22 protein-coding genes and 1 pseudogene are annotated in these 22,168 nt (G+C 40.8%); 15 read left to right on the top strand and 8 right to left on the bottom strand.

Annotated elements, in window-relative coordinates:
• Positions 1-32: 32 nt before the first annotated feature.
• Together AU255_RS17795 and AU255_RS17800 are read right to left on the bottom strand one after the other, a co-directional pair.
• Positions 33-2,362: pseudogene (locus tag AU255_RS17795) on the bottom strand (penicillin-binding protein 1A).
• A 465-nt stretch (positions 2,363-2,827) separates the two neighbouring features.
• Positions 2,828-3,022, bottom strand: coding sequence for a hypothetical protein (locus AU255_RS17800; RefSeq protein WP_143736017.1), 195 nt, complete (start codon positions 3,020-3,022; stop codon positions 2,828-2,830).
• A 511-nt stretch (positions 3,023-3,533) separates the two neighbouring features.
• Here AU255_RS17800 and glyQ point away from each other — a divergent pair.
• From glyQ to AU255_RS17825, 5 genes are read left to right on the top strand one after another with little or no spacing between them, the layout of a single operon-like run.
• Positions 3,534-4,454 (top strand): glycine--tRNA ligase subunit alpha, encoded by a 921-nt coding sequence (glyQ, locus tag AU255_RS17805; protein ID WP_080524246.1) that lies wholly within the window; start codon positions 3,534-3,536, stop codon positions 4,452-4,454.
• On the top strand, positions 4,451-6,520 hold the full coding sequence (glyS, locus tag AU255_RS17810; protein ID WP_080524247.1) for a glycine--tRNA ligase subunit beta: 2,070 nt from the start codon (positions 4,451-4,453) through the stop codon (positions 6,518-6,520). The genes glyQ and glyS overlap by 4 nt, the downstream gene beginning before the upstream one ends.
• On the top strand, positions 6,520-7,062 hold the full coding sequence (gene gmhB / locus AU255_RS17815) for a D-glycero-beta-D-manno-heptose 1,7-bisphosphate 7-phosphatase (RefSeq protein WP_080524248.1): 543 nt from the start codon (positions 6,520-6,522) through the stop codon (positions 7,060-7,062). Before glyS ends, gmhB begins: the two co-directional genes overlap by 1 nt.
• The gene (locus AU255_RS17820; protein ID WP_233144743.1) at positions 7,031-7,786 is read left to right on the top strand and encodes a lysophospholipid acyltransferase family protein; all 756 of its coding nucleotides are present in this window, start codon (positions 7,031-7,033) and stop codon (positions 7,784-7,786) included. The genes gmhB and AU255_RS17820 overlap by 32 nt, the downstream gene beginning before the upstream one ends.
• A 20-nt stretch (positions 7,787-7,806) precedes the next feature.
• The gene (locus tag AU255_RS17825; protein WP_080524249.1) at positions 7,807-8,223 is read left to right on the top strand and encodes a hypothetical protein; all 417 of its coding nucleotides are present in this window, start codon (positions 7,807-7,809) and stop codon (positions 8,221-8,223) included.
• A 109-nt stretch (positions 8,224-8,332) separates the two neighbouring features.
• On the opposite strand, the gene AU255_RS17830 is transcribed toward AU255_RS17825, so the two are convergent.
• On the bottom strand, positions 8,333-9,340 hold the full coding sequence (locus AU255_RS17830) for a M23 family metallopeptidase (RefSeq protein WP_233144744.1): 1,008 nt from the start codon (positions 9,338-9,340) through the stop codon (positions 8,333-8,335).
• 68 nt (positions 9,341-9,408) lie between these two features.
• The gene (locus AU255_RS17835) at positions 9,409-9,933 is read right to left on the bottom strand and encodes an NADPH-dependent FMN reductase (protein ID WP_080524250.1); all 525 of its coding nucleotides are present in this window, start codon (positions 9,931-9,933) and stop codon (positions 9,409-9,411) included.
• Between the two features lie 512 nt (positions 9,934-10,445).
• On the opposite strand from AU255_RS17835, the gene AU255_RS17840 reads away from it, so the two are divergent.
• The 3 genes from AU255_RS17840 (at position 10,446) to AU255_RS20525 (ending at position 11,374) form a co-directional block, all read left to right on the top strand.
• Complete coding sequence (locus tag AU255_RS17840; protein WP_080524251.1) at positions 10,446-10,727, top strand: RNA recognition motif domain-containing protein; 282 nt, start codon at positions 10,446-10,448, stop codon at positions 10,725-10,727.
• Positions 10,705-10,935 carry a VF530 family protein gene (locus tag AU255_RS17845; RefSeq protein WP_080524252.1) on the top strand — a complete coding sequence of 77 codons (231 nt, stop codon included), beginning with the start codon at positions 10,705-10,707 and terminating at the stop codon, positions 10,933-10,935. Before AU255_RS17840 ends, AU255_RS17845 begins: the two co-directional genes overlap by 23 nt.
• A gap of 271 nt (positions 10,936-11,206) precedes the next feature.
• A complete protein-coding gene (locus AU255_RS20525; RefSeq protein ID WP_198942688.1) occupies positions 11,207-11,374 on the top strand; it encodes a hypothetical protein in 168 nt (55 codons plus the stop codon).
• Between the two features lie 178 nt (positions 11,375-11,552).
• Here AU255_RS20525 and AU255_RS17850 read toward each other — a convergent pair whose 3' ends face one another.
• From AU255_RS17850 to AU255_RS17865, 4 genes are all read right to left on the bottom strand, one after another.
• Positions 11,553-11,786, bottom strand: a complete 234-nt coding sequence (locus AU255_RS17850) for a hypothetical protein (RefSeq protein WP_080524253.1) — start codon at positions 11,784-11,786, stop codon at positions 11,553-11,555.
• A 55-nt stretch (positions 11,787-11,841) separates the two neighbouring features.
• The gene (gene rpiA, locus AU255_RS17855; protein ID WP_080524254.1) at positions 11,842-12,522 is read right to left on the bottom strand and encodes a ribose-5-phosphate isomerase RpiA; all 681 of its coding nucleotides are present in this window, start codon (positions 12,520-12,522) and stop codon (positions 11,842-11,844) included.
• A 156-nt stretch (positions 12,523-12,678) separates the two neighbouring features.
• Positions 12,679-13,158, bottom strand: a complete 480-nt coding sequence (locus AU255_RS17860) for a peroxiredoxin (protein ID WP_080524255.1) — start codon at positions 13,156-13,158, stop codon at positions 12,679-12,681.
• A 168-nt stretch (positions 13,159-13,326) separates the two neighbouring features.
• Positions 13,327-14,586, bottom strand: a complete 1,260-nt coding sequence (locus AU255_RS17865; RefSeq protein ID WP_158083165.1) for a TAXI family TRAP transporter solute-binding subunit — start codon at positions 14,584-14,586, stop codon at positions 13,327-13,329.
• A 750-nt stretch (positions 14,587-15,336) separates the two neighbouring features.
• Here AU255_RS17865 and AU255_RS17870 point away from each other — a divergent pair.
• The 7 genes from AU255_RS17870 (at position 15,337) to AU255_RS17900 (ending at position 22,053) form a co-directional block, all read left to right on the top strand.
• Positions 15,337-15,708 (top strand): helix-turn-helix domain-containing protein, encoded by a 372-nt coding sequence (locus AU255_RS17870; protein ID WP_158083035.1) that lies wholly within the window; start codon positions 15,337-15,339, stop codon positions 15,706-15,708.
• Between the two features lie 55 nt (positions 15,709-15,763).
• Positions 15,764-16,288, top strand: coding sequence for an IS630 family transposase (locus AU255_RS17875; protein WP_269844800.1), 525 nt, complete (start codon positions 15,764-15,766; stop codon positions 16,286-16,288).
• A gap of 268 nt (positions 16,289-16,556) precedes the next feature.
• Positions 16,557-17,030: a DUF4381 domain-containing protein gene (locus AU255_RS17880; RefSeq protein ID WP_080524257.1), complete on the top strand. Its 474-nt coding sequence runs from the start codon at positions 16,557-16,559 to the stop codon at positions 17,028-17,030.
• A complete protein-coding gene (locus AU255_RS17885; protein ID WP_080524258.1) occupies positions 17,027-18,010 on the top strand; it encodes a vWA domain-containing protein in 984 nt (327 codons plus the stop codon). The genes AU255_RS17880 and AU255_RS17885 overlap by 4 nt, the downstream gene beginning before the upstream one ends.
• Positions 18,001-19,872 (top strand): VWA domain-containing protein, encoded by a 1,872-nt coding sequence (locus tag AU255_RS17890; protein WP_332889075.1) that lies wholly within the window; start codon positions 18,001-18,003, stop codon positions 19,870-19,872. The genes AU255_RS17885 and AU255_RS17890 overlap by 10 nt, the downstream gene beginning before the upstream one ends.
• A gap of 157 nt (positions 19,873-20,029) precedes the next feature.
• Positions 20,030-20,884: an NAD(P)-dependent oxidoreductase gene (locus AU255_RS17895; protein WP_080524260.1), complete on the top strand. Its 855-nt coding sequence runs from the start codon at positions 20,030-20,032 to the stop codon at positions 20,882-20,884.
• 386 nt (positions 20,885-21,270) lie between these two features.
• Positions 21,271-22,053: a hypothetical protein gene (locus AU255_RS17900; protein WP_080524261.1), complete on the top strand. Its 783-nt coding sequence runs from the start codon at positions 21,271-21,273 to the stop codon at positions 22,051-22,053.
• Positions 22,054-22,168: the final 115 nt, after the last annotated feature.

The following is a 22,168-nucleotide window of genomic DNA, read 5'->3' on the forward strand; positions in this document are numbered from 1 at the left end:
TCGCAATTTTTACATAAAGATGCTTCTTAAGTCTAGAATAATGCTTCAGGAATTACCTGAGCAGGAACGCTTTCTTCTCCAGTTAGTTCGCTCTCCGTTTCCGCATAAGAAGCGTGCCGAGCTGGAATAGATTCGTCAGTAAAATATTCCCAGATTCCTGTTGATGATCCTTTCCTTGCTAATAGACCCGTTTCTGGGTCTATTAGCATTTTGCTGATGCCTTCGGGCATGATTGGCTCGTGGTCTACTTTATCTTTAAGTGCATATCGCATAAATTCTATCCACATGGGTAGTGCTGCTTTGCCGCCGGTTTCCCAGCGACCAAGACTTTTGGAGTTATCTTTGCCTACCCAGGCTATGCCGACAATGTCAGGCGTAAAGCCATTGAACCAGGCATCTTTTTGATCATTGGTTGTGCCTGTCTTCCCAGCCAAGTCAGTGCGCTGAAGGGATTTAGCCTTAACCGCTGTACCGCGTTGAACGACGTCACGTAAAAGTGAGTTCATTAAAAAATTTATTTGTGGGGAAATAATCCTGGGCGCTGTACTGTTTTCGCATTCAGCACATGCAGTTTGTGGCTCTGCTTGAAATAGAATTTCCCCCGTACTGGATTCAATGCGTTCTATATAGTAAGGGTTAATTAAATATCCACCGTTAGCAAACACCGCATACATGCGAGCCATTTGCAACGGGGAAGCATCCCCGCTGCCTAATGCCAGGGACAGTTTGCTGGGTAATTGTTCCTGCTGGAAGCCAAAGCGCATGGCTGTGTCAATAACCGTTGTAATTCCGATTGCTCTTGTCAGACGTATGGCAATTAAGTTACGCGAATTGCGTAATCCAGTGCGGATGCTGGTTGGGCCATAAAACTTATGACTATAGTTTTCAGGTCGCCATGCACTTTCTTCTGTAGAGTCATACGTTCCCACTATGGGAGCATCATTGATTATGCTGGCTGCTGTGTAACCTGACTCAAGCGCACTCGTATATATAATAGGTTTGAAGCCTGAACCGGGCTGACGTTTTGCTTGAGTTGCACGATTGTATTTATTATTGAAATAAGCGTAGCCACCTGATAATGCTAAAACAGCACCCGTTTCAGGGGCTAAAGCAACAAAAGCGCCTTCTGCCTCCGGGACTTGAGCAAGTCGCCACTTATTATTGGTTTGTCTGACACGGATTGTATCGTGCAACTCAATTATGTCTAAGTATGAGTTAATACGAGATGTTTGCTGCGTGTCTGGATTATATTTTGTACTCCAGGGACTATCCTTCCAGAATAATTTGATCGCCGTACCATCCTTCAGTTCAGCAGTAAGTTGGTCATTATTAATTTGAGTGACATGTGCAGGGTATGTTGAGCCCATGTTATAGCTTGATTTGAGAGGGAGTTTTTGAGTTTTTTCGATACGGTAGCTGTGACGTTCATCAAATTGGTGCAGGTTTGCACGCAAAGCTTTTACTGCAGCATTTTGCAGGTCTGATTTTAGGGTGGTATAAACTTTAAGGCCTAATGTATATGCAGCATCTTCGCCATAGAGGTTGATAATATCATTGCGCACCATTTCGGCAATATATGGCGCATACAGCTCCCTTTGAGTGGTGTAGCTATTGGCAGTAATAGGCGAATTAATGGCAGCATCGTACTCTTGCTGCTCTATAAAGTTTAAATCTAACATGCGCTTTAATACATAGTTGCGTCTAAGTAACGCGCGTTCAGGATTACTAATTGGGTTATAACTAGATGGCGCTTTAGGCAAGCCAGCAATCATACTCAGCTCTGCAAGTCTCAGTTGTGCCAGAGGGCGATCGTAATAAATTTCAGAAGCAGCCGCTACACCGTAGGCGCGTTGCCCCAGATAAATTTTATTTAGATACAGTTCAAGGATTTCATTCTTGCTAAATTCTTGTTCAATTTGTAAGGCGAGAATAATTTCTTTAAGTTTTCGTGTGTAGGTTTTTTGATTACTCAACAGGAAGTTACGCGCTACTTGCATAGTAATAGTGCTACCTCCCTGTTTTTTTTGCCCGTTAGTACCAGTTGTATCACTGCACGAGCAAGTCCTTTAAAATCGACGCCAATATGAGAGAAAAAATTACCGTCTTCAGCAGCTATAAAAGCATTAACAAGTTGTTTGGGGGTGTTGGAGATGCTAATTGGGGTGCGTATTTTTTCACCAAACTGTTCGATTAATAGCCCATCCTGGCTATAGATATTTAACGGCTGCGTGTACTGAATGTCTCTTAATACCTGGATATCAGGAAGTTCTGCACTTAGGTGTTGATAAACAAAATAACCAAATATTAAACTTAGGGTAGAACAAGTGAGGAGTATGGTTAATAACCATTTTATTATTCTCATTAAAAATATCAGTATTTTGTTAAAAGTAAGCCATTCTAACTTATTGTATTCTGCATAACCCGCGTCACGTTGGATTTATTATACTGCGTATTAATTCATATGTGTTGCGATAAATCTTCTCAAAGATCAGTTTTGTTCTTCCCTAGCGGCGTATTATTACGCGAATTCAAGTAACTTGTTATTTGTTGAGTGCATTATCAGAGACTTGTCTGTCTGAATTATTTTTGTCTATATAGTACCTGAGTGGAAAGCCGTTTTTTAAAAAAAAGCACCTCTCCCAATTCATTGAAATTACTTAATTTTTTTTAAACTGAGAGTAAACTTCATCAAGTTTTACCCGCTTACTTGGTACCGTACTATTTTATTTCTTTTAGACAGACCAATCCCTCAGCAAGGTTCCTTTTTTAAAATAGTTAAGCGGCTTTCTTGTTTTCATTTGCCAATCATTGACTCTCCTTGTCTTGTTTAATTGCGCTCACTTTTGGTATATTCCTTCGCCCACCTAAATACGGCGTATTTTTTTACAACAACCTGTAAATGATTTGCATATAATTTTGCACTATCCCACTCTTTTACTGAATCTGCTGTATCCACAAAGACCATAATTAACCCGAGTGGATCAACCAAGATATAGCACTTTCGCCCTTGCATTTTCTTCACAGCATCAAAGCCTTGTATATCTGATAGAGCAGCTGTTTTAACACTTTAAAAAATGCACTGATAACGTACCAACATCAATACTTATTTTAATAAACAACGTATGCCGGAAAACGGCATTACGTTATTCCAGCACACCATTTACCTACCTCTAAATCATCAATATCGTCACCAGCCCAGTCAACATGATAAAGTCATTTCTAAACACAATATTGAAAACTTAAATACGACCGTATCACATTATCAAGCAAACCATTTCTCACAAGATTAAAATACAGATAATCTACCTGAATTCATTAAATAAGCTGATACAGACAACATTCTGAATACCTATTTCGACCTCAAAATAAGGCCCTAACAAAAAACCTGTCATCAACCTACAAAACATAATTGCATGACCCATACAGGTAAAATGTAATCACCTTAAATAATTCCGATACTTTACATCCCCTGTTTCGACGCCCATTTTTAAGCTATAATTGAAAAACTTTATCGCTTACACTCCACCACTAACGTGTCCAACTCAAATAACGATTTATCTACTTTTCAAGGGCTTATCCTTGCCTTACAAAATTATTGGTCAGAGCAAGGCTGCGTTTTGCTACAACCGCTGGATCTAGAAGTTGGTGCGGGTACTTTTCACCCGGCAACTTTCTTACGTGCGATTGGCCCTGAACCCTGGAATGCCGCATATGTCCAGCCTTCACGTCGCCCTACTGACGGGCGGTATGGTGAAAACCCAAATCGCTTGCAGCATTATTATCAGTTTCAAGTGGTGTTAAAACCCTCCCCTGATGACATTCAAGAGCTTTATTTGGGCTCTTTGCGTCATATTGGTCTGGATTTACTGGAGCATGATGTACGTTTTGTAGAAGACAACTGGGAATCGCCTACTCTGGGAGCCTGGGGCTTGGGCTGGGAAATATGGTTAAACGGCATGGAAGTGTCGCAGTTTACCTATTTCCAGCAAGTCGGAGGTTTGGAATGCCGCCCTGTCACGGGTGAATTGACTTACGGTCTTGAGCGTATCGCCATGTATATTCAAGGCGTGGAAAGCGTTTATGATTTGGTTTGGTCCAAAGGTCCTCAAGGCATAGTCACTTATGGTGATGTCTTTCATCAAAATGAAGTGGAAATGTCAGCATTTAATTTTGAACACGCAAAAGTTGATTTCCTGTTCATGAGCTTTGATATTTACGAAACGGAATCTGCAAAATTAATAGAGCAAGATCTTCCTCTGCCAGCTTATGAAATGGTTTTGAAAGCGTCACATGTATTTAATTTACTGGATGCGCGCCATGCGATTTCGGTGACCGAACGTCAGCGCTATATATTAAGAGTACGAAATATGGCTAAAGCCGTTGCCGAGACGTATTATGCCCGTCGTGAATCACTAGGCTTTCCGCTGGTCAAAAACACAGGAGCAGCAGCATGAGCGATGCACAACACTTATTATTCGAATTAGGCTGCGAAGAATTACCACCGGCCTCATTGCTTAAATTAAGTAATGCTTTATTAAACAATATTAAACTCGGCCTGACGGAGGCAGATTTAAGCTTTGACGAATGCATTGCTTATGCAACGCCCCGCCGTCTTGCCGTCTTGATTAAAGATTTGACCAGCGCACAAGCTGATAAAAGTATCGAAAAACGCGGCCCTGCGGTAGCCGCCGCGTTTAATGATGAAGGTGAACCGAGTAAAGCCTGTCAAGGCTTCGCCAGAAGCTGCGGCACCACCGTTGATCAATTAGAGCGCGTACAAACCAATAAAGGCGAATGGCTTAGCTTTACTCAGAAAGTAAAAGGTCAAGCCAGCGTTGCATTGATCCCTGACATTATTCGTAAAAGCATTCACCAATTACCGATTGCCAAACGTATGCGCTGGGGGGCTTCGACTGTCGAGTTTGTCCGTCCGGTACATTGGGCGGTATTGATGTATGGTGCTACGATCATTAATACTGACATTCTAGGCTTAACTACTGGCAATATCAGCCATGGGCATCGTTTTCATGCACCTGAAGCGATTTGCATTGCATCACCAGAAAGCTATGAAGCAACATTGCTAGCACAAGGTAAAGTCATTCCTGGTTTCGCGCAACGCATGCAAATCATTCGTGATGCAGCAAATAGTGCCGCTGCGGCTGTGGGTGGTATTGCGCATATAGAAGATGATTTATTAGAAGAAATTGCCGCGTTGAATGAATTTCCCGTACCGATTACCGGAAATTTCAACGAGCGTTATTTGGCTTTACCTGCTGAAGTATTAATTACCACCATGCAGATTAACCAAAAGTATTTTCCGGTTAAGAATGTGGATGGCGAACTACTTGCGCACTTTATTACCTTTAGTAATATCGAAAGTAAAAATCCTCTCTCTATCCAGCAAGGTAATGAGCGCGTGGTTATGCCGCGTTTAGCGGATGCGGAATTCTTCTGGAATCAGGACCGTAAACTGCGTTTAGAAGAACGTACCGAGCTGCTTAGCACTATTATCTTTCAGAAAAAATTAGGCAGTTTAGCGGATAAATCACTGCGCGTAGAAAAACTAGCTGAGTTCATTGCCAAAAGCATTAACGTTGATCCAGACCTTGCCATACGCGCTGCTAAACTGGCTAAGACTGACCTTGTGACCAATATGGTCGAAGAGTTTGCTAGCTTACAAGGCTTAATGGGACATTATTATGCTTTAGCAGATGGTGAATCAGCAGAGGTAGCACAAGCGATTGAAGAGCAATATTACCCGAAAGGTGCAGGTAGCACAACGGCGACTAGCAGCACAGGTCAGATTTTATCAATTGCGGAAAAAATCGATACACTGACGGGTATTTTTAGTGCGGGTTTAATTCCTGGTGGTGATAAAGACCCATACGCACTAAGACGTGCTGCATTAGGTGCGTTACGTACCATTATTGAAAACCAGCTGGAAATCAATTTAATTGCCTGTGTGGATTTTGCGCTGAATCAGTTTACGCATGAATTTGATTTGGACAAAACACGCGGCTTAGTCATTCCGTTTATTTTTGAGCGTCTAAAAGGTTATTGCCTGGATCATGACTTTACTGCGGATGAATTTGAAGCCGTGTTTGCAATTTTACCGGCTCAGCCTTATGATTTCCAACGTCGCTTACAGGCAGTACAAAATTTCAGAAGCCTGGCGGAAGCAGAAAGTTTAGCCGCTGCCAATAAACGCATCAACAATATTCTACGTAAATCAGAAAACCAACCAGCCGCGACCGTTGGCAAGTTAGTAGAACCAGCTGAAATCGCCTTATTAGCCTCAGCCGGACAAGCAGAGCAGGATATCGCGCCATTATTAGCAGAAAAAAACTATCAAGCCGCGTTAAATCGGTTAGCTGGTTTACGCGCAGAGGTTGATAATTTCTTTGATGACGTAATGGTGATGTGTGATGATTTAGATCTACGTGCAAATCGATTAGCATTACTGACTAAGCTATCAACCTTATTTTTACAAATCGCGGATATTTCTAAATTACAAAGTTAATGAGTACAGCTAAGTACGTATTACTGGATCGTGATGGCGTTATTAATCAAGATTCAGGTGACTTTATTAAATCAGCTGACGAATGGCTGCCGATAAAGGGTAGCCTTGAGGCAATTGCTTTATTGAATCAACATGGTTATCAAGTTGTTGTTATCACTAATCAATCGGGTGTTGGCCGAGGGCATTATAGCGATGCAACGCTCACCGAAATACATCTTAAAATGATACACATGGTGGAAGCTTTGGGCGGCAAAATAAAGCATATTTATTACTGCCCACACCTGCCCGATGCAGACTGTAAATGCAGAAAACCTAAACCGGGTATGCTTGAGCAGTTTGGTAAAGATGCACAGGTCGACTTAACAGATATTTATTTTATTGGTGATTCATTGCGTGATATTGAAGCAGGTATCGCTGCAGGGGCAAAACCACTATTGGTCAAAACAGGTAACGGCACAAAAACATTAGCCGCCAACCCTGATTTAAACATTCCTATTTTTGAGAATCTTTATGATGCCGCAGAATACATCTTATCAAGGTAAGCTTTCCTTACTTTACATACGATCAGCACTCTTGTTTGGTTCTGTATTAGCAATCACGATAGTTTTAGCCATCATCGTGCTTGCTATTGCACCTTTCCCAGGAAAACTACGCTATAAGATAGCGAAATTTTGGGCCAATTGTACTTTGTTTCTTGGTAAAAGCATCTGCGGCTTAAACTACCAAGTTTCTGGCCTGGAAAACATTCCCACGGATCAGGAAGCAATAGTACTTTGTAAGCATCAATCAGCCTGGGAAACAATTTTTTTAACGTCAATATTGCCGACATCAAGTATCTTGCTAAAAAAGTCCTTACTCTGGATACCCTTCTGGGGATGGGCAATGGCCACCTTAAAACCTATTGCTATTGATCGATCCAGTCCTAAGGAGGCACTAACGCAATTATTAAAACAAGGGGCAAAACGCTTGCAGGAAGGCTATTGGATCGTAATATATCCAGAAGGTACCAGAACTGCTCCAGGCGAACAACGAAAGTTCAGTGCAAGCGGGAGCTTACTCGCACTGCGTACTGGTCATCCGGTCCTCCCCGTTGCTCATAATGCCGGTGAATTCTGGCCACGATATAGTTTTTTGAAGTACCCAGGCACTATTCAGGTAAAAATTGGCCAAATTATTCCTGTCGAAGGTCGAAAAAGCAAAGATATTAACGCCGAAGCTGAAGCATGGATTAACAAAGCCATGCTTGAAATTGAAGCTACAAAATAACCAATCTAAAAACAACTCTTATGAAAAAAATATTAATTATTAGCTTATCAGCTTTAATCTTGACGGCATGCTCTGAACAAGAGGAATATCAAGAAACGGTATTAGAACAAATAAAAAATGATTCAGATATTCAATCCTACCACCTTGAGCCTGAGACTGTAACGAAGTGCATTGTTGAATTATCCTCAAAGAAAATGCCCGGAATTGTTCCCTTTGATCCGATGCGCAAAGCTGCTTATAAAGGCTATACAAAAATGATCTCGACCAAAACGTCTGAAAAGCCGGAAGAAATTTTAAAAGAACTACGTGAGAGTTTTGGCTCAGCCCAAGGCCTGTCTGATGCACATAGAAATTATACCAGTAGTTATTTAGAGTGTATGTCTACCGTGACTAACCTTGAATTAGATGAGGAAAGTACGGAAGAAACACAAGAATAGCTATAAGCAATGCTGCCCGGGTTGGATTTTTGTATATTTCATTAAAAAATCCGACCCCGATGACTTACGATGATTTTTTATCGTACTCGCCTTAAGACAAATCCCTAGCTCACTGACTTACATCAAAACCAGATAACCATTGTCCAGCTTTAGGCTGAGACAGCTTACCCTGATTGTCACTAAACTTAAAAGGCACGGAAACTAGACTCATCCCCTGATTTACTTGCACAGCAAAATGTAAATGCGGCCCGGAACTAAATCCGGTATTGCCTGAATAAGCAATTAACTGTCCGACCCCAATTCGCATGCCAGCATAAACTTGCGCTCGATCTACTTGTAAATGGGCATAAACTGCCATAGATCCATCATCGTGTAAAATTGTTATGCTATTTGCACGCTCTTTATAGGCCTGTTTATCTATTCCCCCTTTAAAATAATCATTTTCCAGACTCATGACCACTCCTGCTCTGGCCGCATGAACCTCTGAGCCTTCTGGCATTGCTAAATCAACCGCGTATTTATTTTGCTCATCAGTATGAGAAAACGGGCCATTAAAAGCCTGACTAATTTGAAACTTTTTATAACTGGCAAATGGCGGGATATAAATAGCCTGTGTATTATGTCGAGCGGTGGGTTCACCAAGAGAATACCGATAACTAAGAGCATACCGCCAGCCTTGAAATTCATCTATAGCACCCAAGCCAAACAAAGGCTTGGAAACGCCAGGCTGAACTACAAACTTTCTGGGTAAGGCTGGTTTTGCCTGCACATTGTCCTGTTCGGAAAAAGCCACTTCGACTTCTACCGGACCAAAATAATCATTTCTGATGACAAATTCCGGCTGCCGTTTTTCGCCCACTTGTTTTAAGCTGACACGCTGCTTAGTTGCGACCTTTAACTGCCGAACTTCAAGCTTGATTTCCTTACTTTTCTCAGCCGTCGGTAGCTTGTCAGTATAATGCCAGCCGCCTGTTTCATCCTGATATTTATATAATTTTTTTGCTTCACCCGGCAAACTCAACAGGCATAAGCATAATAACACCAGACTATTTAATAAAATACGCATGGTCATTGCAGCTCTTATAACACTATATAGTTCACATTTAAACGTCATCATAGTTCCAACCATATTTCTAATATTAGCTATACATAATAGCTGACAACTACACTAATAATAACAAGCAACTACTGCAAACTCTCCATAGTCGCAATTAGCTGAGCATTCAGCTCTGGATTTGTTAAACAGATATTGTCGACATCAAAATTCTGGTAAAAGCTCGGAACTGATAAACTCGCCTTAAGATTACCATTAAAATGCGCGACAGAATTAACCGCCATCGCCAAAACATTGGCAGCACCACCAGTGCCAGGCGAGGTAGCAAGAAACACTACCGGCTTATTCTGAAATACTTTTTTATTAATCCGTGAACTCCAGTCAAAAAGATTTTTATACGCCGCAGTAAAAGTTCCATTATGCTCGGCAAAAGAAATAATAAGCGCATCGCAAGCACCAATCTTAGCGACAAAATCTTGTGCTAATTGTGGTTGACCTAGCTCCTGCTCTTTGTCTACGCTAAACATCGGTAGTTCATAATCGTTTAAATCCAGCACTTCAACTTCTGCGTCTTCTAACAAGCTAGCCGCATAAGTCACTAATTGTTTATTAATGGATTTTTTACTACTACTCGCGCCAAACGCTATAACTTTCATTATCTCTCCTTTAATTATTGCCTCAGTACTTCATTTCAAGCATTCATATTAGCAAATACTTCTTCTATTGCTACGATTATCCTAGAAACCGCAGTTGACCGCTATAAAACATTATAAGTGACTGAATATAAAATATAATGATGGTAAATACTGGTCACCTGCTGGGTGACTATACTCCGCTTTACGGTTTTGTGGATAAATCTAAGCACAAAATACTGCGTTACAGCTCTTGCCAAGGGCTATGGCCATTGCCTGCGAGCAGTGCCTTGTCTTTCATACTCAGGTTTTCCACAAAATCCGTACTCAACTGAGGTTTCTAGGATTATTAAATAACACTTTACCTGCAGCAAATCATCGCATGAATTTATCCAAATAAATGACTTTATCTCAGGAAAAGAGCCTCAATATTAATATTGAAACTGGCTCACTTATTTTGGCTATTAACAGGAAATACTCTATTAGCCATTACAGGAGTATAATTAAGCCATTTTTAAGATAAATATAGTCACTCCATGAAATTACTGGTACGCAACTTAACCCGAAATACCTCCGAAACAGAGCTTCGAGAACTCTTTTCAGCATACGGAACTGTGCAGTCTTGCACCTTGGTTCTAGACAATGACACAGGCATATCCAAAGGCTTTGGATTTATCGAGATGCCTAAACCAGGCGAGGCCAAATCAGCGATGAAAAACCTTAATGGCAGTGATGTCGCTGGTAGCAAGATCCGCGTTAAGAAAGCTGAACCACTAAATACCCAGGACAATAGCAATGAAGAAGGAACAAGCGAATAAGCCCCGTATCCACGACCCATTGCATGGCATAACATTAGAGAAAATTGTAACCTCTCTAGTTGAACAATATGGCTGGGAAGAATTAGGCCGCCTAATTAAAATAAAATGCTTTACCAGTGACCCAAGCATCACTTCCAGCCTAAAATTTCTTCGTAAAACGCCCTGGGCACGACAAAAGGTTGAGACGCTTTTTTTGCGCAATCAATGAACGGGCAATAAGATATAAAAAGCATAAGCATACCAAGTAGCCTGTTTTCTGATACACGTGACTTATAGCCGTCTTTTTCAGTCTGTATTTTGAACGAGTACAATAAGTCCCGTGACCTTTACTCTGTTTATATGAAAGGTTTATGACGTATTATTCCTTAACAGGAAACAATAAATACATATTTAGTATCATTGTAAATCTATATATCGTACTTATAATTAATACGTGGGTTAAATTAAGCTCACTTCACTTTAATACAGAGGATATATTTATGAACGATTTTTACAAAGATGCTTTAACTGCATTAGTATTTTTTATTGGCCTGCTTGGTTTTGTCTCAGGAGAATTTATTATCTCTTCAGCATTATTCGCTACTGCAGCTATTTCCAGTAACGTAAATGTGAACCGTAAAAGGAGTAAACCTGGAAAGATCGCATGAAAATAAAGCCCGTTTTCAAGCGGCTTAATCAAAAAACTAAAGACTTCCATGCTCCAAGAAGCAGGGAAGTCTTTTTTTATGCTTTAAATATATCAATGTTTCTGCTTACAAAAACCCATTTATATAGACCAGTTTTTCATCAATAGAAATTGACGCCATAAAAGTAATCATTACTGAACTAGTGCGGGTCATTGTCTGGATACAACGAATATTCTCCATCAGGTCCAGTATAACCAGGTGAATTCGGACCTGGATTGTCCCCATTACCGGTATGTTCATCTCGCCAGGCTTCAGCCGCACGAGAGTCTGGATTATAGTAACCTTCTTCTATCACTTCGCCAGCACAACCAACTAGCCCTAACAGAGTAACTGTAAAGCATAGACTTAACTTAATTTTTGATGCCTGAATCATTTATTCACCTTCATTTGAAAATATCATTTGCCACTTATCATGCTATCCAGTTTTTTTAGCTGACCGTGATTTCTTTTACTACCCCGTTATCAGCCAGCAAAACAGTACTAGCTAGCCCATAAAAGATACCATGCTCAACAACACCTGGTGTCGCATTTAATAAACTATCTAATTCAGCAATCTCCAGTTTTGGATCAAAGCGCATATCCAATACCAAACTGCCATAAGACGATACGGCCAAACCGCTGCCTTGGCTATTTTGCCGTAAAAATCCTTGCCCGCCTAATTGCTTAAGGCTCTGTTGCACCAATTGCCAGGCAAAAGGCATTACTTCGATTGGGATAGGAAAATGTGCGCCAATATGGTCAACTATCTTAGTTTGATCAATCAGCACAATAAATTGATCACATGCTTTTGCCAATAACTTCTCTCTAACCAGGTCAGCACCCTGGCCTTTTAATAAAGAATTATCGGGAGCGACTTCATCAGCACCATCGACGTACAAATCCAGTCGAGATAAATGCTCTATTGCAAGCAGCGGCAAACCGAGCTCCTGAGCTTTAAGCATACTGACAATAGAGCTGGATACGCAAGTAATTGCCAGATTTTCCTCTGTTTGGCGACGTGCCAGTTCAACAATAAAATAATCTGCAGTTGACCCTGTTCCCAAACCAACGGTCATACCATTTTTAACTCGTTTAGCTGCGTGCTGTGCTACTAATTCTTTATCATTCATGACATCTCATCTCCAACTAGACACAATATGCAATCTATTTGCATTGCCAGCATTGGGTAAACGAGCTATTGGCCCATTCCCCCAAATCCCGTTCGACATTTATGCATGGCCAATGACAAAAGTGCTACCACTATAAAATACCTGGACGGGTTTCTTTTATGCACCACGATATTGCAGTTGCTGAACTCTATCCAGCATGGCCTGTGCATGCCCTTCATGATTGACGCCATACAATGCTTCGACTACCTTACCTTGTTTATCAATAATAAAAGTAGATCTAAGAATGGCCATCTTAGTCTCACCGTTCTTTACTTTTTCACGCCAGACATCATAGGCGACGCATACCTCTCCACTCTCATCAGCAAGTAAATCCAGCTTTAGATTAAATTTTGCTATAAAGTCAACATGGCTGGTACATGAATCTTTACTCACACCAATAACCACAGTATCCAGCGCAGCAAATTCATTAGCCAGAGCGGTAAAGTCATTAGCTTCTATTGTACAGCCAGGAGTATCGTCTTTTGGATAGAAATACAAAACAACATTTTTACTGTCTTTAAAAGAAGATAGTTTGACAATTTTATTATCCTGATTGACTGAACTGAATTCCGGGGCAATTTGATTTTTTTCTAACATGGAAACTCCTTATTTTTTATAATTATTTAAAATCGATCAATTTGATTATTACTGAATTTAGCAGGTAAAAAAACCTTAAAATTAGTCCAAGAATAAATGTAACAATATTGCATTGCCAAAATGCTGGAGAAATGGACTAAATAAATCCTGCTTCCCGACAATTTTTCATTAAGATTGCGGTTTTTTAGCATTTAATTTCTTACGCACAAGATCAATATGTAACAACAGATTGTAGACCTGGTCAGCATAAGAAAGAGGTGTTTTCACCTTATTAACCTGATCTTCAATACGCGACAATTCACGACTTATCATCACAAATTGAGCTACGGAGAGCTGCTGCCTGTGTACGGTATCATCTACCTCCTGTAATTCCTTATACCAGCGATAAATTTTAGAACGAATACGCCAGCGGTATAGCGGCGGCATTATTTTACCCAAAGGCAATAACAGCGCTAATAAAGGCACTAACATAACAATCATTCTATCGATAAATACGGCAGGCCAGAAAGGTAAGTAACGCATCAAAAAAGGCGGACCTTTTTTATAAAATCGCTCTGCAACTTTATTGATGGGATACGCTGTAAATTCACTGGATGGAAATGTTCCAGCTGCCGAAAAAACACTCGCTTTACTATGAATTACATCCGCAGCTTTGAGGAATAAAACTATCAGTGCCGGATTAAAATCTTCGCTAATCACTAAATTAGCAGTAGGCGCAAGCAAAGTCACTGTTTGAGCAGGTACGTTTTTTCCCAGATCTATGACACCTTCAGGTAAAGTAATTTTCGAGAGATAGGGTAGCAAACGCATGTACGCATCAGCGCGGTTTAAATCTAGCAGCTTTACCTGATTATCACGTAACAGTTGTTCCACGATGTCAGATTCGCTGGAAGCAACCATAATATCGACATCAATCTCCGATTTAATCAAAGCTTCAGCTGCTTCTTTAGCAGGAAAAGCTAATAACTGAGCCATATTTTCTTCGATATGGTTTAATTCAAGTAACTGTTTTGCCAGTATTCGTGTACCGCTACCTTCCTCACCAATAGCAATACGTAAGCCAGAAAAATCAGCTATTTGTTCGACATTAATTCGTTTACCAAGAATAATCCATAAGGGTTCATAGAAAAGGCTTCCTAACGAATACAGCCCCGGCTCCTTGTTTCCCGTGCCCCCTTGAATAAAGGCCAGATCCGCCTGCTTATTTACTAAGCGGCGGATATTTTCCCCTGACCCGGTAGAACTGATGATCTCCAGCTCAATGCCTTCTTTAGCAAGTTCTTCGCGATATTGCTGCGCGATTTCATAGTATGTACCAGTCTTTGATCCAGTGCTAATAACAATCTTTTTCGGTGGCGGTGGCGCAACAAATTGATAGGCGAACCAGAAGCCGGCAATAACCAGTAATATAGCGGGACCAAAAGTCACTACAAGGTCCATATATGATCTATTTGAGGCGCTCTTTGACATCGTTTTACCCCGTGATTCTTGTAACATAATGTTAGGCTATGTATGCGTTAGATGCTGATGCCTTATATAGCTGGCCTTTGTTGCAAGTGTCATTAATTAAAAACAACAATTTATGTAATTAATAAGACTTAATGCATGCATAGCCTAAATTAATTGCTTACAGTGTCTCATGATAATAGTCGCTATTGCTGATCAAGTATATTGCAAATTAGGCAAAAGCCTGGAATTTAGCAAGAATAAAATATTCAGCCAGCTCATGATAGCTAATCAAAATTTATATTTATTAAGTGTTGTGGGCTATTAAATTCGCAGGCTTACATAACTTATGCTATAGCTTTTTATCGCTGGAAAAATAATGTTGATTGGTGTTTTTATTACAGCCGGCACATTAAACGGCGTCGCGCAGCTATTATGCTAGAAGAAACAAGGAGAAAGCAGGTTGCACACTCTGTAAAGCTAATGAAAGGTGAGCCAATACAACCTGATTTTTAACGATTCTAAGCCTTGGTTTCTGACTGCAACGCTCTGAACAAAGACCTGCGGTGCAACCGAGTGGTATGGCAGTCTCTCCGTCATTGCTAGCAGCCGACACTCCCGGACACTGCCTGAAAAAGGCACTTAAAGGAGTGCTATTACATTTCCCGTATTAATGAACTGAATTTTAATGTACTATAGCTTTCCCAGTTCTCCGTTATCAATCATATTTTTGTGCCAGCCCCTTACTCAGTCGATATTCGAAAAAAAGTGCTCAATGCTATTGAGATAGACAAACAAAGTAAACCTGATATAGCTAAACGTTTCGCTGTTTCTTATTCTTTTGTTTATACCTTATGGCAACATTACCAGGAAACTGGCATGATTGCAGCCAAAAAAGTAGGCGGGCATGTTGCACCAAAAGTAGATGAAGCGGGTGCTCTTGAGATAAAAGAATGGCTAATAAAAAAGCCTGATTTGACACTAAATGATCTTTGTGACCGATATGCTGAACACTTTGGTATTAGCATGGGGAAAAGTTCAATGGATAGAGCTCTTAAGCGTATGAATATTCGATATAAAAAAAAGTCCGTACGATCCAGCTAAATATTGTGACCGAACTAAAAAGCTAAAAATAGACTATTGCACTGAAATCGCCGATATATCGCTCGATAAGCTCATTTTTCTTGATGAAATGGGCGCAGGACTGAATCTCTCACCTCTTTATGGGCGAGCACCGTCAGATCAGCGTGTTTATGATGAAGCGCCGGTTGCTAAAGGGCAGCGTATAAGTATGGTCGGGGCAATGACATCAGCCGGTATGAAAACCGCCTTAAATTTTGAAGGAACCATGACAGGACTTGTATTCCTCTACTTTTTGAAGCATTTTCTTTGCCCCTTACTCGCTGAAGGTGACTATGTTGTGATGGATAATGCCTCAGTTCATAAAGTAGATGAAATTAAGGATCTTATTCAAAAGACAGGAGCAAAGCTTATTTACCTACCGCCTTACTCACCTGACCTTAACCCGATTGAATTAGCATGGAATAAAATTAAACAGTACTTACGCAAACAAAGACCACGAACCGTTGAAGCGTTATATCAAGCTTATGCCGAAGGGTTGAAATGCATCAGTACAGATAATGCTCAAAGCTTTGTTAATCACTCAATGAAGTTCGCTATTTAAGTGGGATATGTAATAAACTGATAAATTACGGAAATGACTGTTAAATAATTACAGCAAGCAATTTACGAATATTATAGAATTAGTCTTCTAATTTTAAGTGCTCGCACAAAATTATTTTAATAAACAATATAAACAGATTTTTATATACGCGCACAGAATATAGCTGCACAGAGGTTTTAAAAAAACTGTGTTCTCTGTGGTAAAAAATATGACATCTTTTTTGCTCACTTAACTTATCCTGAAAAAATTTTAACTTTCATGCACACAAATGCAAGCAACAGAACTCCCTTTACGTGATATCCATTTACCACCGGTGATAAGCTGGTGGCCGCCTGCTATAGGCTGGTGGATTTTAGCGGTACTAATCCCGCTTTGTATCTTCCTAAGCTATAAACTGTACAAACATATCACGCGTAAAACCGCTCTAAAATCAGCCAGGCAACACTTAAAAACACTTAGACAAAACGAACAATTGACTAAGCAGGAAAAATTAGCGGCATTATCCAGTTTAATGCGCCGTACAGCTGTTAGCCTTTATCCACGCACAGATGTCGCTAGCCTGACCGGTGAAGACTGGCTAAATTTTCTGGATCAAAGCATTCCTAATCGTGGTTTTAATAGTGATACCGGTTGGTTACTCACCGATGCACTTTATAGCCAAAACGCAGATACGCAATACCTTGCCCCGCTAATTAATCTATGCGAAACCTGGTTAAACGCCCAACAAGAACCTAAGATATGATTCATTTTGCATGGCCGTGGTTATGGCTAATTCTTCCTTTGCCCTGGCTAATCAGGCGTTTTTTTCCTGCCGCTAAAACCAGCGAACAAGCTGCGCTTAAAGTGCCTTTTCTGCAGGACTTTAATGTGGCTCAAAGCCAGCAAACAGCTCAGTCAGATAAACCCTGGGCGTTGTGGTTAGCTGTTGCAGCATGGTGCCTGCTGGTTTTAGCAAGTACGCGTCCGCAATGGTTAGGCGAACCAATAGAACAAGGTGTCAGCGGTCGAGATTTAATGCTGGCGGTAGATTTATCGGGCAGCATGAAAGAACAAGATTTTATAGTTAATAATCAGGCGGTAGATCGTTTAACGGCTACCAAAACAGTGGCTAATGAATTTATTGAACGCCGTGTTGGTGATCGTTTAGGCTTGATTTTATTTGGTACCAATGCTTATTTACAAACGCCACTCACCTTTGATAGAAAAACGGTACAAATTTTACTCAATGAATCCGCTATAGGTTTGGCTGGAGAAAGCACTGCAATTGGCGATGCCATCGGTCTGGCCGTCAAACGTTTGCAAGATCAGCAAACCGATAGCCGAGTATTAATTTTGCTCACCGATGGTGCTAATACTGCTGGTGAGGTATCACCACTAAAAGCCGCTGAAATAGCCGCACAGCATCAATTAAAAATATACACCATCGGCATAGGTGCAGATGAAATGATTGTGCGCAGTTTTTTTGGTAGTCAAAGAGTTAATCCATCTCGCGATCTGGATGAAAAGACCTTAACAGCGATTGCCGAAAAAACCGGAGGACGATATTTTCGCGCCAGAAACACCGATGAACTTAAAGAAATCTACCAACTGCTGGATAAATTAGAGCCCATTGAAAAAGACAAACAGTTCTTTCGCCCGCGAAATGAATTATTTTTCTGGCCTTTGGGAGCTGCTTTAATATTAGCTGCACTGCTTAGTTTGATACGATTACGATGGACATGATGCTCAACGAATTTCACTTTATTAGACCTTACTGGCTATTAGCCTTGTTGCCTTTACTGGTATTTATTTTTCTTAGCTTTAAAAATAAATTACAGCAGGGAAGCTGGCAAGCAGTCTGTGATACAGATTTATTACCTTTTATTTTGCAAGAAAAACCAGCAAAGCAAAGTCGTATGCCTTTGTTTGCCAGTAGCTTAGCTGCTCTTCTGACTATTCTTGCTTTGGCAGGGCCGACCTGGGAACGTATTCCGACCCCGGTTTTTAGAAATGCAGCTGCACTGGTCATTGTTCTGGATTTATCGCGCTCTATGGAGGCCGGAGATATTAAACCTTCTCGCCTGGCGCGTGCGCGTTACAAGATTTCCGACCTGTTAAACAAACGTAAAGATGGACAAACAGCGCTGATAGTCTATGCTGCTTCCGCCTTTACTGTGACGCCATTAACCGACGATACCGAAACTATAAACAGCCAATTATCTGCGTTAACTGGCGATATCATGCCTGCCCAGGGCAGCAATAGCTTGGTAGCCCTGCAACTAGCAATACAACTCTTTAAAAATGCAGGTCTGCAAAAAGGACAGATTTTACTGATTACTGATGATGATAAAATTGAACAAGCTATTGACCAGGCTGAGTTACCGAGTGCATTTCAGCTTTCGATTCTGGGAGTAGGTACTCAGGGTGGTGCGCCTATAAAACTAGCACAAGGAGGCTTCTTAAAAGATGCGAGTGGCAATATCGTACTAGCTAAGCTAAACAGCCGCGCTTTACAAAAAGCTGCCCAGAACAGTGGCGGTATTTATCAGCAAATAACCGATACTGATGCCGATATAGAACGATTGAGTCATTATTTTGACCAGACAGCAAAACACAGTGCAGCGCTGAATAATGATTTACTGCTGGAAAACTGGCTGGAAGCAGGTGTCTGGTTAATGCTGCCGGTGTTACTTTTGTCTGCTTTGTCATTTAGGCGTGGCTTATTAACTCTGCTCTTTATCTTTTTACTGCCTTTACCTAAAAACAGTTACGCCTTTGAGTGGCAGGACTTATGGCAAACTAAACAACAGCAAGCACAACAAGAATATTTAAATGGCAACTACCAGCAAGCTGCAGAGCAGTTTACCGATCCAGCCTGGCAAGCAGCAGCGCGATATAAAGCCGATCAAAAACTATCTGAAGATGAGCAAATGCTACCTGCAACAACCGATACTGGATATTATAATCAGGGTAATGTGTTAGCCAAATCAGGGCAACTGGAACAAGCCATTAGCGCATATGATGAGGCTTTAAAACTAAACCCAGATAATGAAGATGCTCGATACAATAAAGAACTGGTCGAAAAGGCACTGGAGGAGGAACAACAAAAACAACAACAGCAAGATCAGGACAAGAATCAGCAACAACAGCAAGACCAAAAAGAACAGCAGGAAGACCAGTCTGGCGATCAACAAGACCAACAAGAGCAGCAAAAAAACCAGTCTGGCGATCAGCAAGACCAACAAGATCAACAAGATGGACAATCAGAAGAACAATCTGAGCAACAAAAACCTAAGAGCTCTGCAGATGCGGATGATAACAAGCCTCAAGATCCTGCTGCTGAAACTGAACAGGAGCAAAACAAGGAAAGTGAGCAACAACAAAATGCCGAGGCCCGTAAACAAGAAAATGCAGAACAAGAGCAAGAAAAAGAACCTGAAGCCACACAGGCCAGTGAAGAAAATGTTCAGGACAGCGAGCAACAGCAAGCTAGCGAACAATGGCTAAAGCGCATTCCGGATGATCCTTCAGGGCTATTAAAACGCAAATTCAAATATCAGTATGGCCAACAAAAACAACAGCAAAATAGCGGGCAGCAGTGGTAAAAATCACTTTTAATACTCATACTGGGCGCAGCCTGAGGCCATTTACTAGCGCAAGTTCGACAAATGGGGGTTAAAGCCGCGCCCTGCAGTTGTATTTGAATAAAGCCCCCCCTATAAAATAAAAAGGTAAATTCACACACCGGAGCAGGAAATAATAATGCAAGCAGGAATCATTGGCCTAGGCGCAATGGGCACAGGTATGGCACGCAATATGGCCCGAGCGGGTTATTTAACTCAACTATGGAACAGAACCCCTGAAAAGGCTGAAAAACTGGCAGAAGAACTGGGTATAGCTGTATCGGCATCAATCCAGCAGCTTGCATCCAGTGTCGATATAATTATTATCTGTGTTTCTGCCGATAATGATTTACTGGAAGTGACTCATGCAGTACTGCAAAGCATAAAACCTGGAAGTATCGTTATAGATACTTCTACCGTCAGCAGCCAAACAGCTCAAACTGTCGCCGAGTTATTAGCAGACAAACAGGCTCACTTTCTGGATGCTCCTGTGTCAGGTGGAGTAGAAGGTGCGAAAAATGGCACATTAGCAATGATGGTTGGCGGCAATGAAGCCGTGCTGGATAAAGTGAGAACAGTATTAAATACCTTGTGTACGCGTATTGTCTATATGGGTAAGACGGGGATGGGTCAGGGAACCAAAGCAGTCAACCAGATTATGGCCGCAGGCATTAACCAGGCCGTTACAGAAGCTCTGGCGTTTGCAAAAGCAGAAGGACTGCCATTAGAAAAAGTGATTGACATAGTCTCAGGTGGCGCGGCGGGTAACTGGTTTTTAAACCACCGAGGACTGACTATGACGCAGCAACATTACCAGCCAGGTTTTAAACTTGCATTACATCATAAAGATCTAAAAATCTGTCAATCCATGGCGGAAAAAAACACCGCCGACCTGCCTTTAGTCAATCAGACTATTATCGATTATGAGCAACTCATAAATGCAGGTTTTGGCAATGAAGATATTTCCTCGTTATACCGTTTAAAACAAAAATAAAGGCTAACATCTTTGTGGTGAGAGCAAATAGTCTGACTGCACATCCTCCCTGCTACCAAAAAATAGCTTACTCTAATTATTTGATACACAGCACTAAGTAACTTTTTTGTTGTAGCAACTACAGACAAAAGGTAATAAACTTAAAATATAAAGTTGTATTTTTACAACAAAAAATGCAACAATTCCCTAATGCTTTACACTATGCCTTAGGGTTTTTTTGTTAGTTACTGAAATGCAAAGAATATTATTTTTAAAAAAATTACTATTTTAAACTTGTAAGGATTAAAGTTTACTGCTATTATTTTCATCGTGTTACAAATGTTGTACAAAAGATACGAATTGTTGTAATATTTAAACAAACCTAATAACTACCCTTGGGGGGGACTATGTTTAAAAATACTAAAATAGCTCTAGGTGCTGCAACAGCCCTTTTAGCATTAACCGGTTTAGCAGTAGCTCCAGCAGCTAGTGCTGATGATATTTCTGACTTGCAAGCAAGAATTGCCAATTTAGAAAAGCAAGAAGCAGAAAGAGAGTCTATGGGGGGCGGTAACATGATCTTCTTCCGTGGTGGTTATGCAAGAAATAACGTTGATCGTAACGATGAAATTCTGCCTAGTGGGAATGCAGTTCTAGGTACTAATCCAGGTAAAGATGGCTGGTATGTTGGTGCTGGTTTAGATCTTAATGTAAGTGATGATATGTTCGGCCTGGATGATAATACTCAGTTACTTGGGGAAATCATGTTTGAGTACAAGAATTTTTCTTCATTTACTCCAAACGCTACTGGCCAAGCACTGGGTAATACGTTAAATGCTGTTGTTTCTACTAATCCTACATTATCAGGTGCAGGTGCAGGAACAAATGAAAAAAGCGTAACAGTATCTCAGTTTACATTAACTGCTTCGCCAAAAATTAAATTCATGAAGAACACTTGGTTCAACCCATGGATTATTCCTGTCGGTTTATCAATACATGTTATCAGCCCTCCATCTGATGGTGTGACAGTATTATTACCTGGTATGAACTTTGGTGCAGGTGCTGATTTTAAAGTCTGGGAAAACATATATGTGGGTATTGATGCGCGTTACAACCTGACGTTCCAAACTGTTGATGGCGTGGATATCAATGGTTTCACAACAGGTGCGTATGCAGGTTTTGGTTTCTAAACAAAACTAAAATACTATCCTGATAAAAGGGGGAAGGCTTGATGGCCTTCCCCCTTTTTTTATGCCTAGCTTTTTATGCCTAACACAATACATAGTTGACGCTTATGGTAATATA

The organism is Methyloprofundus sedimenti (genome assembly GCF_002072955.1).
GTDB lineage: Bacteria > Pseudomonadota > Gammaproteobacteria > Methylococcales > Methylomonadaceae > Methyloprofundus > Methyloprofundus sedimenti.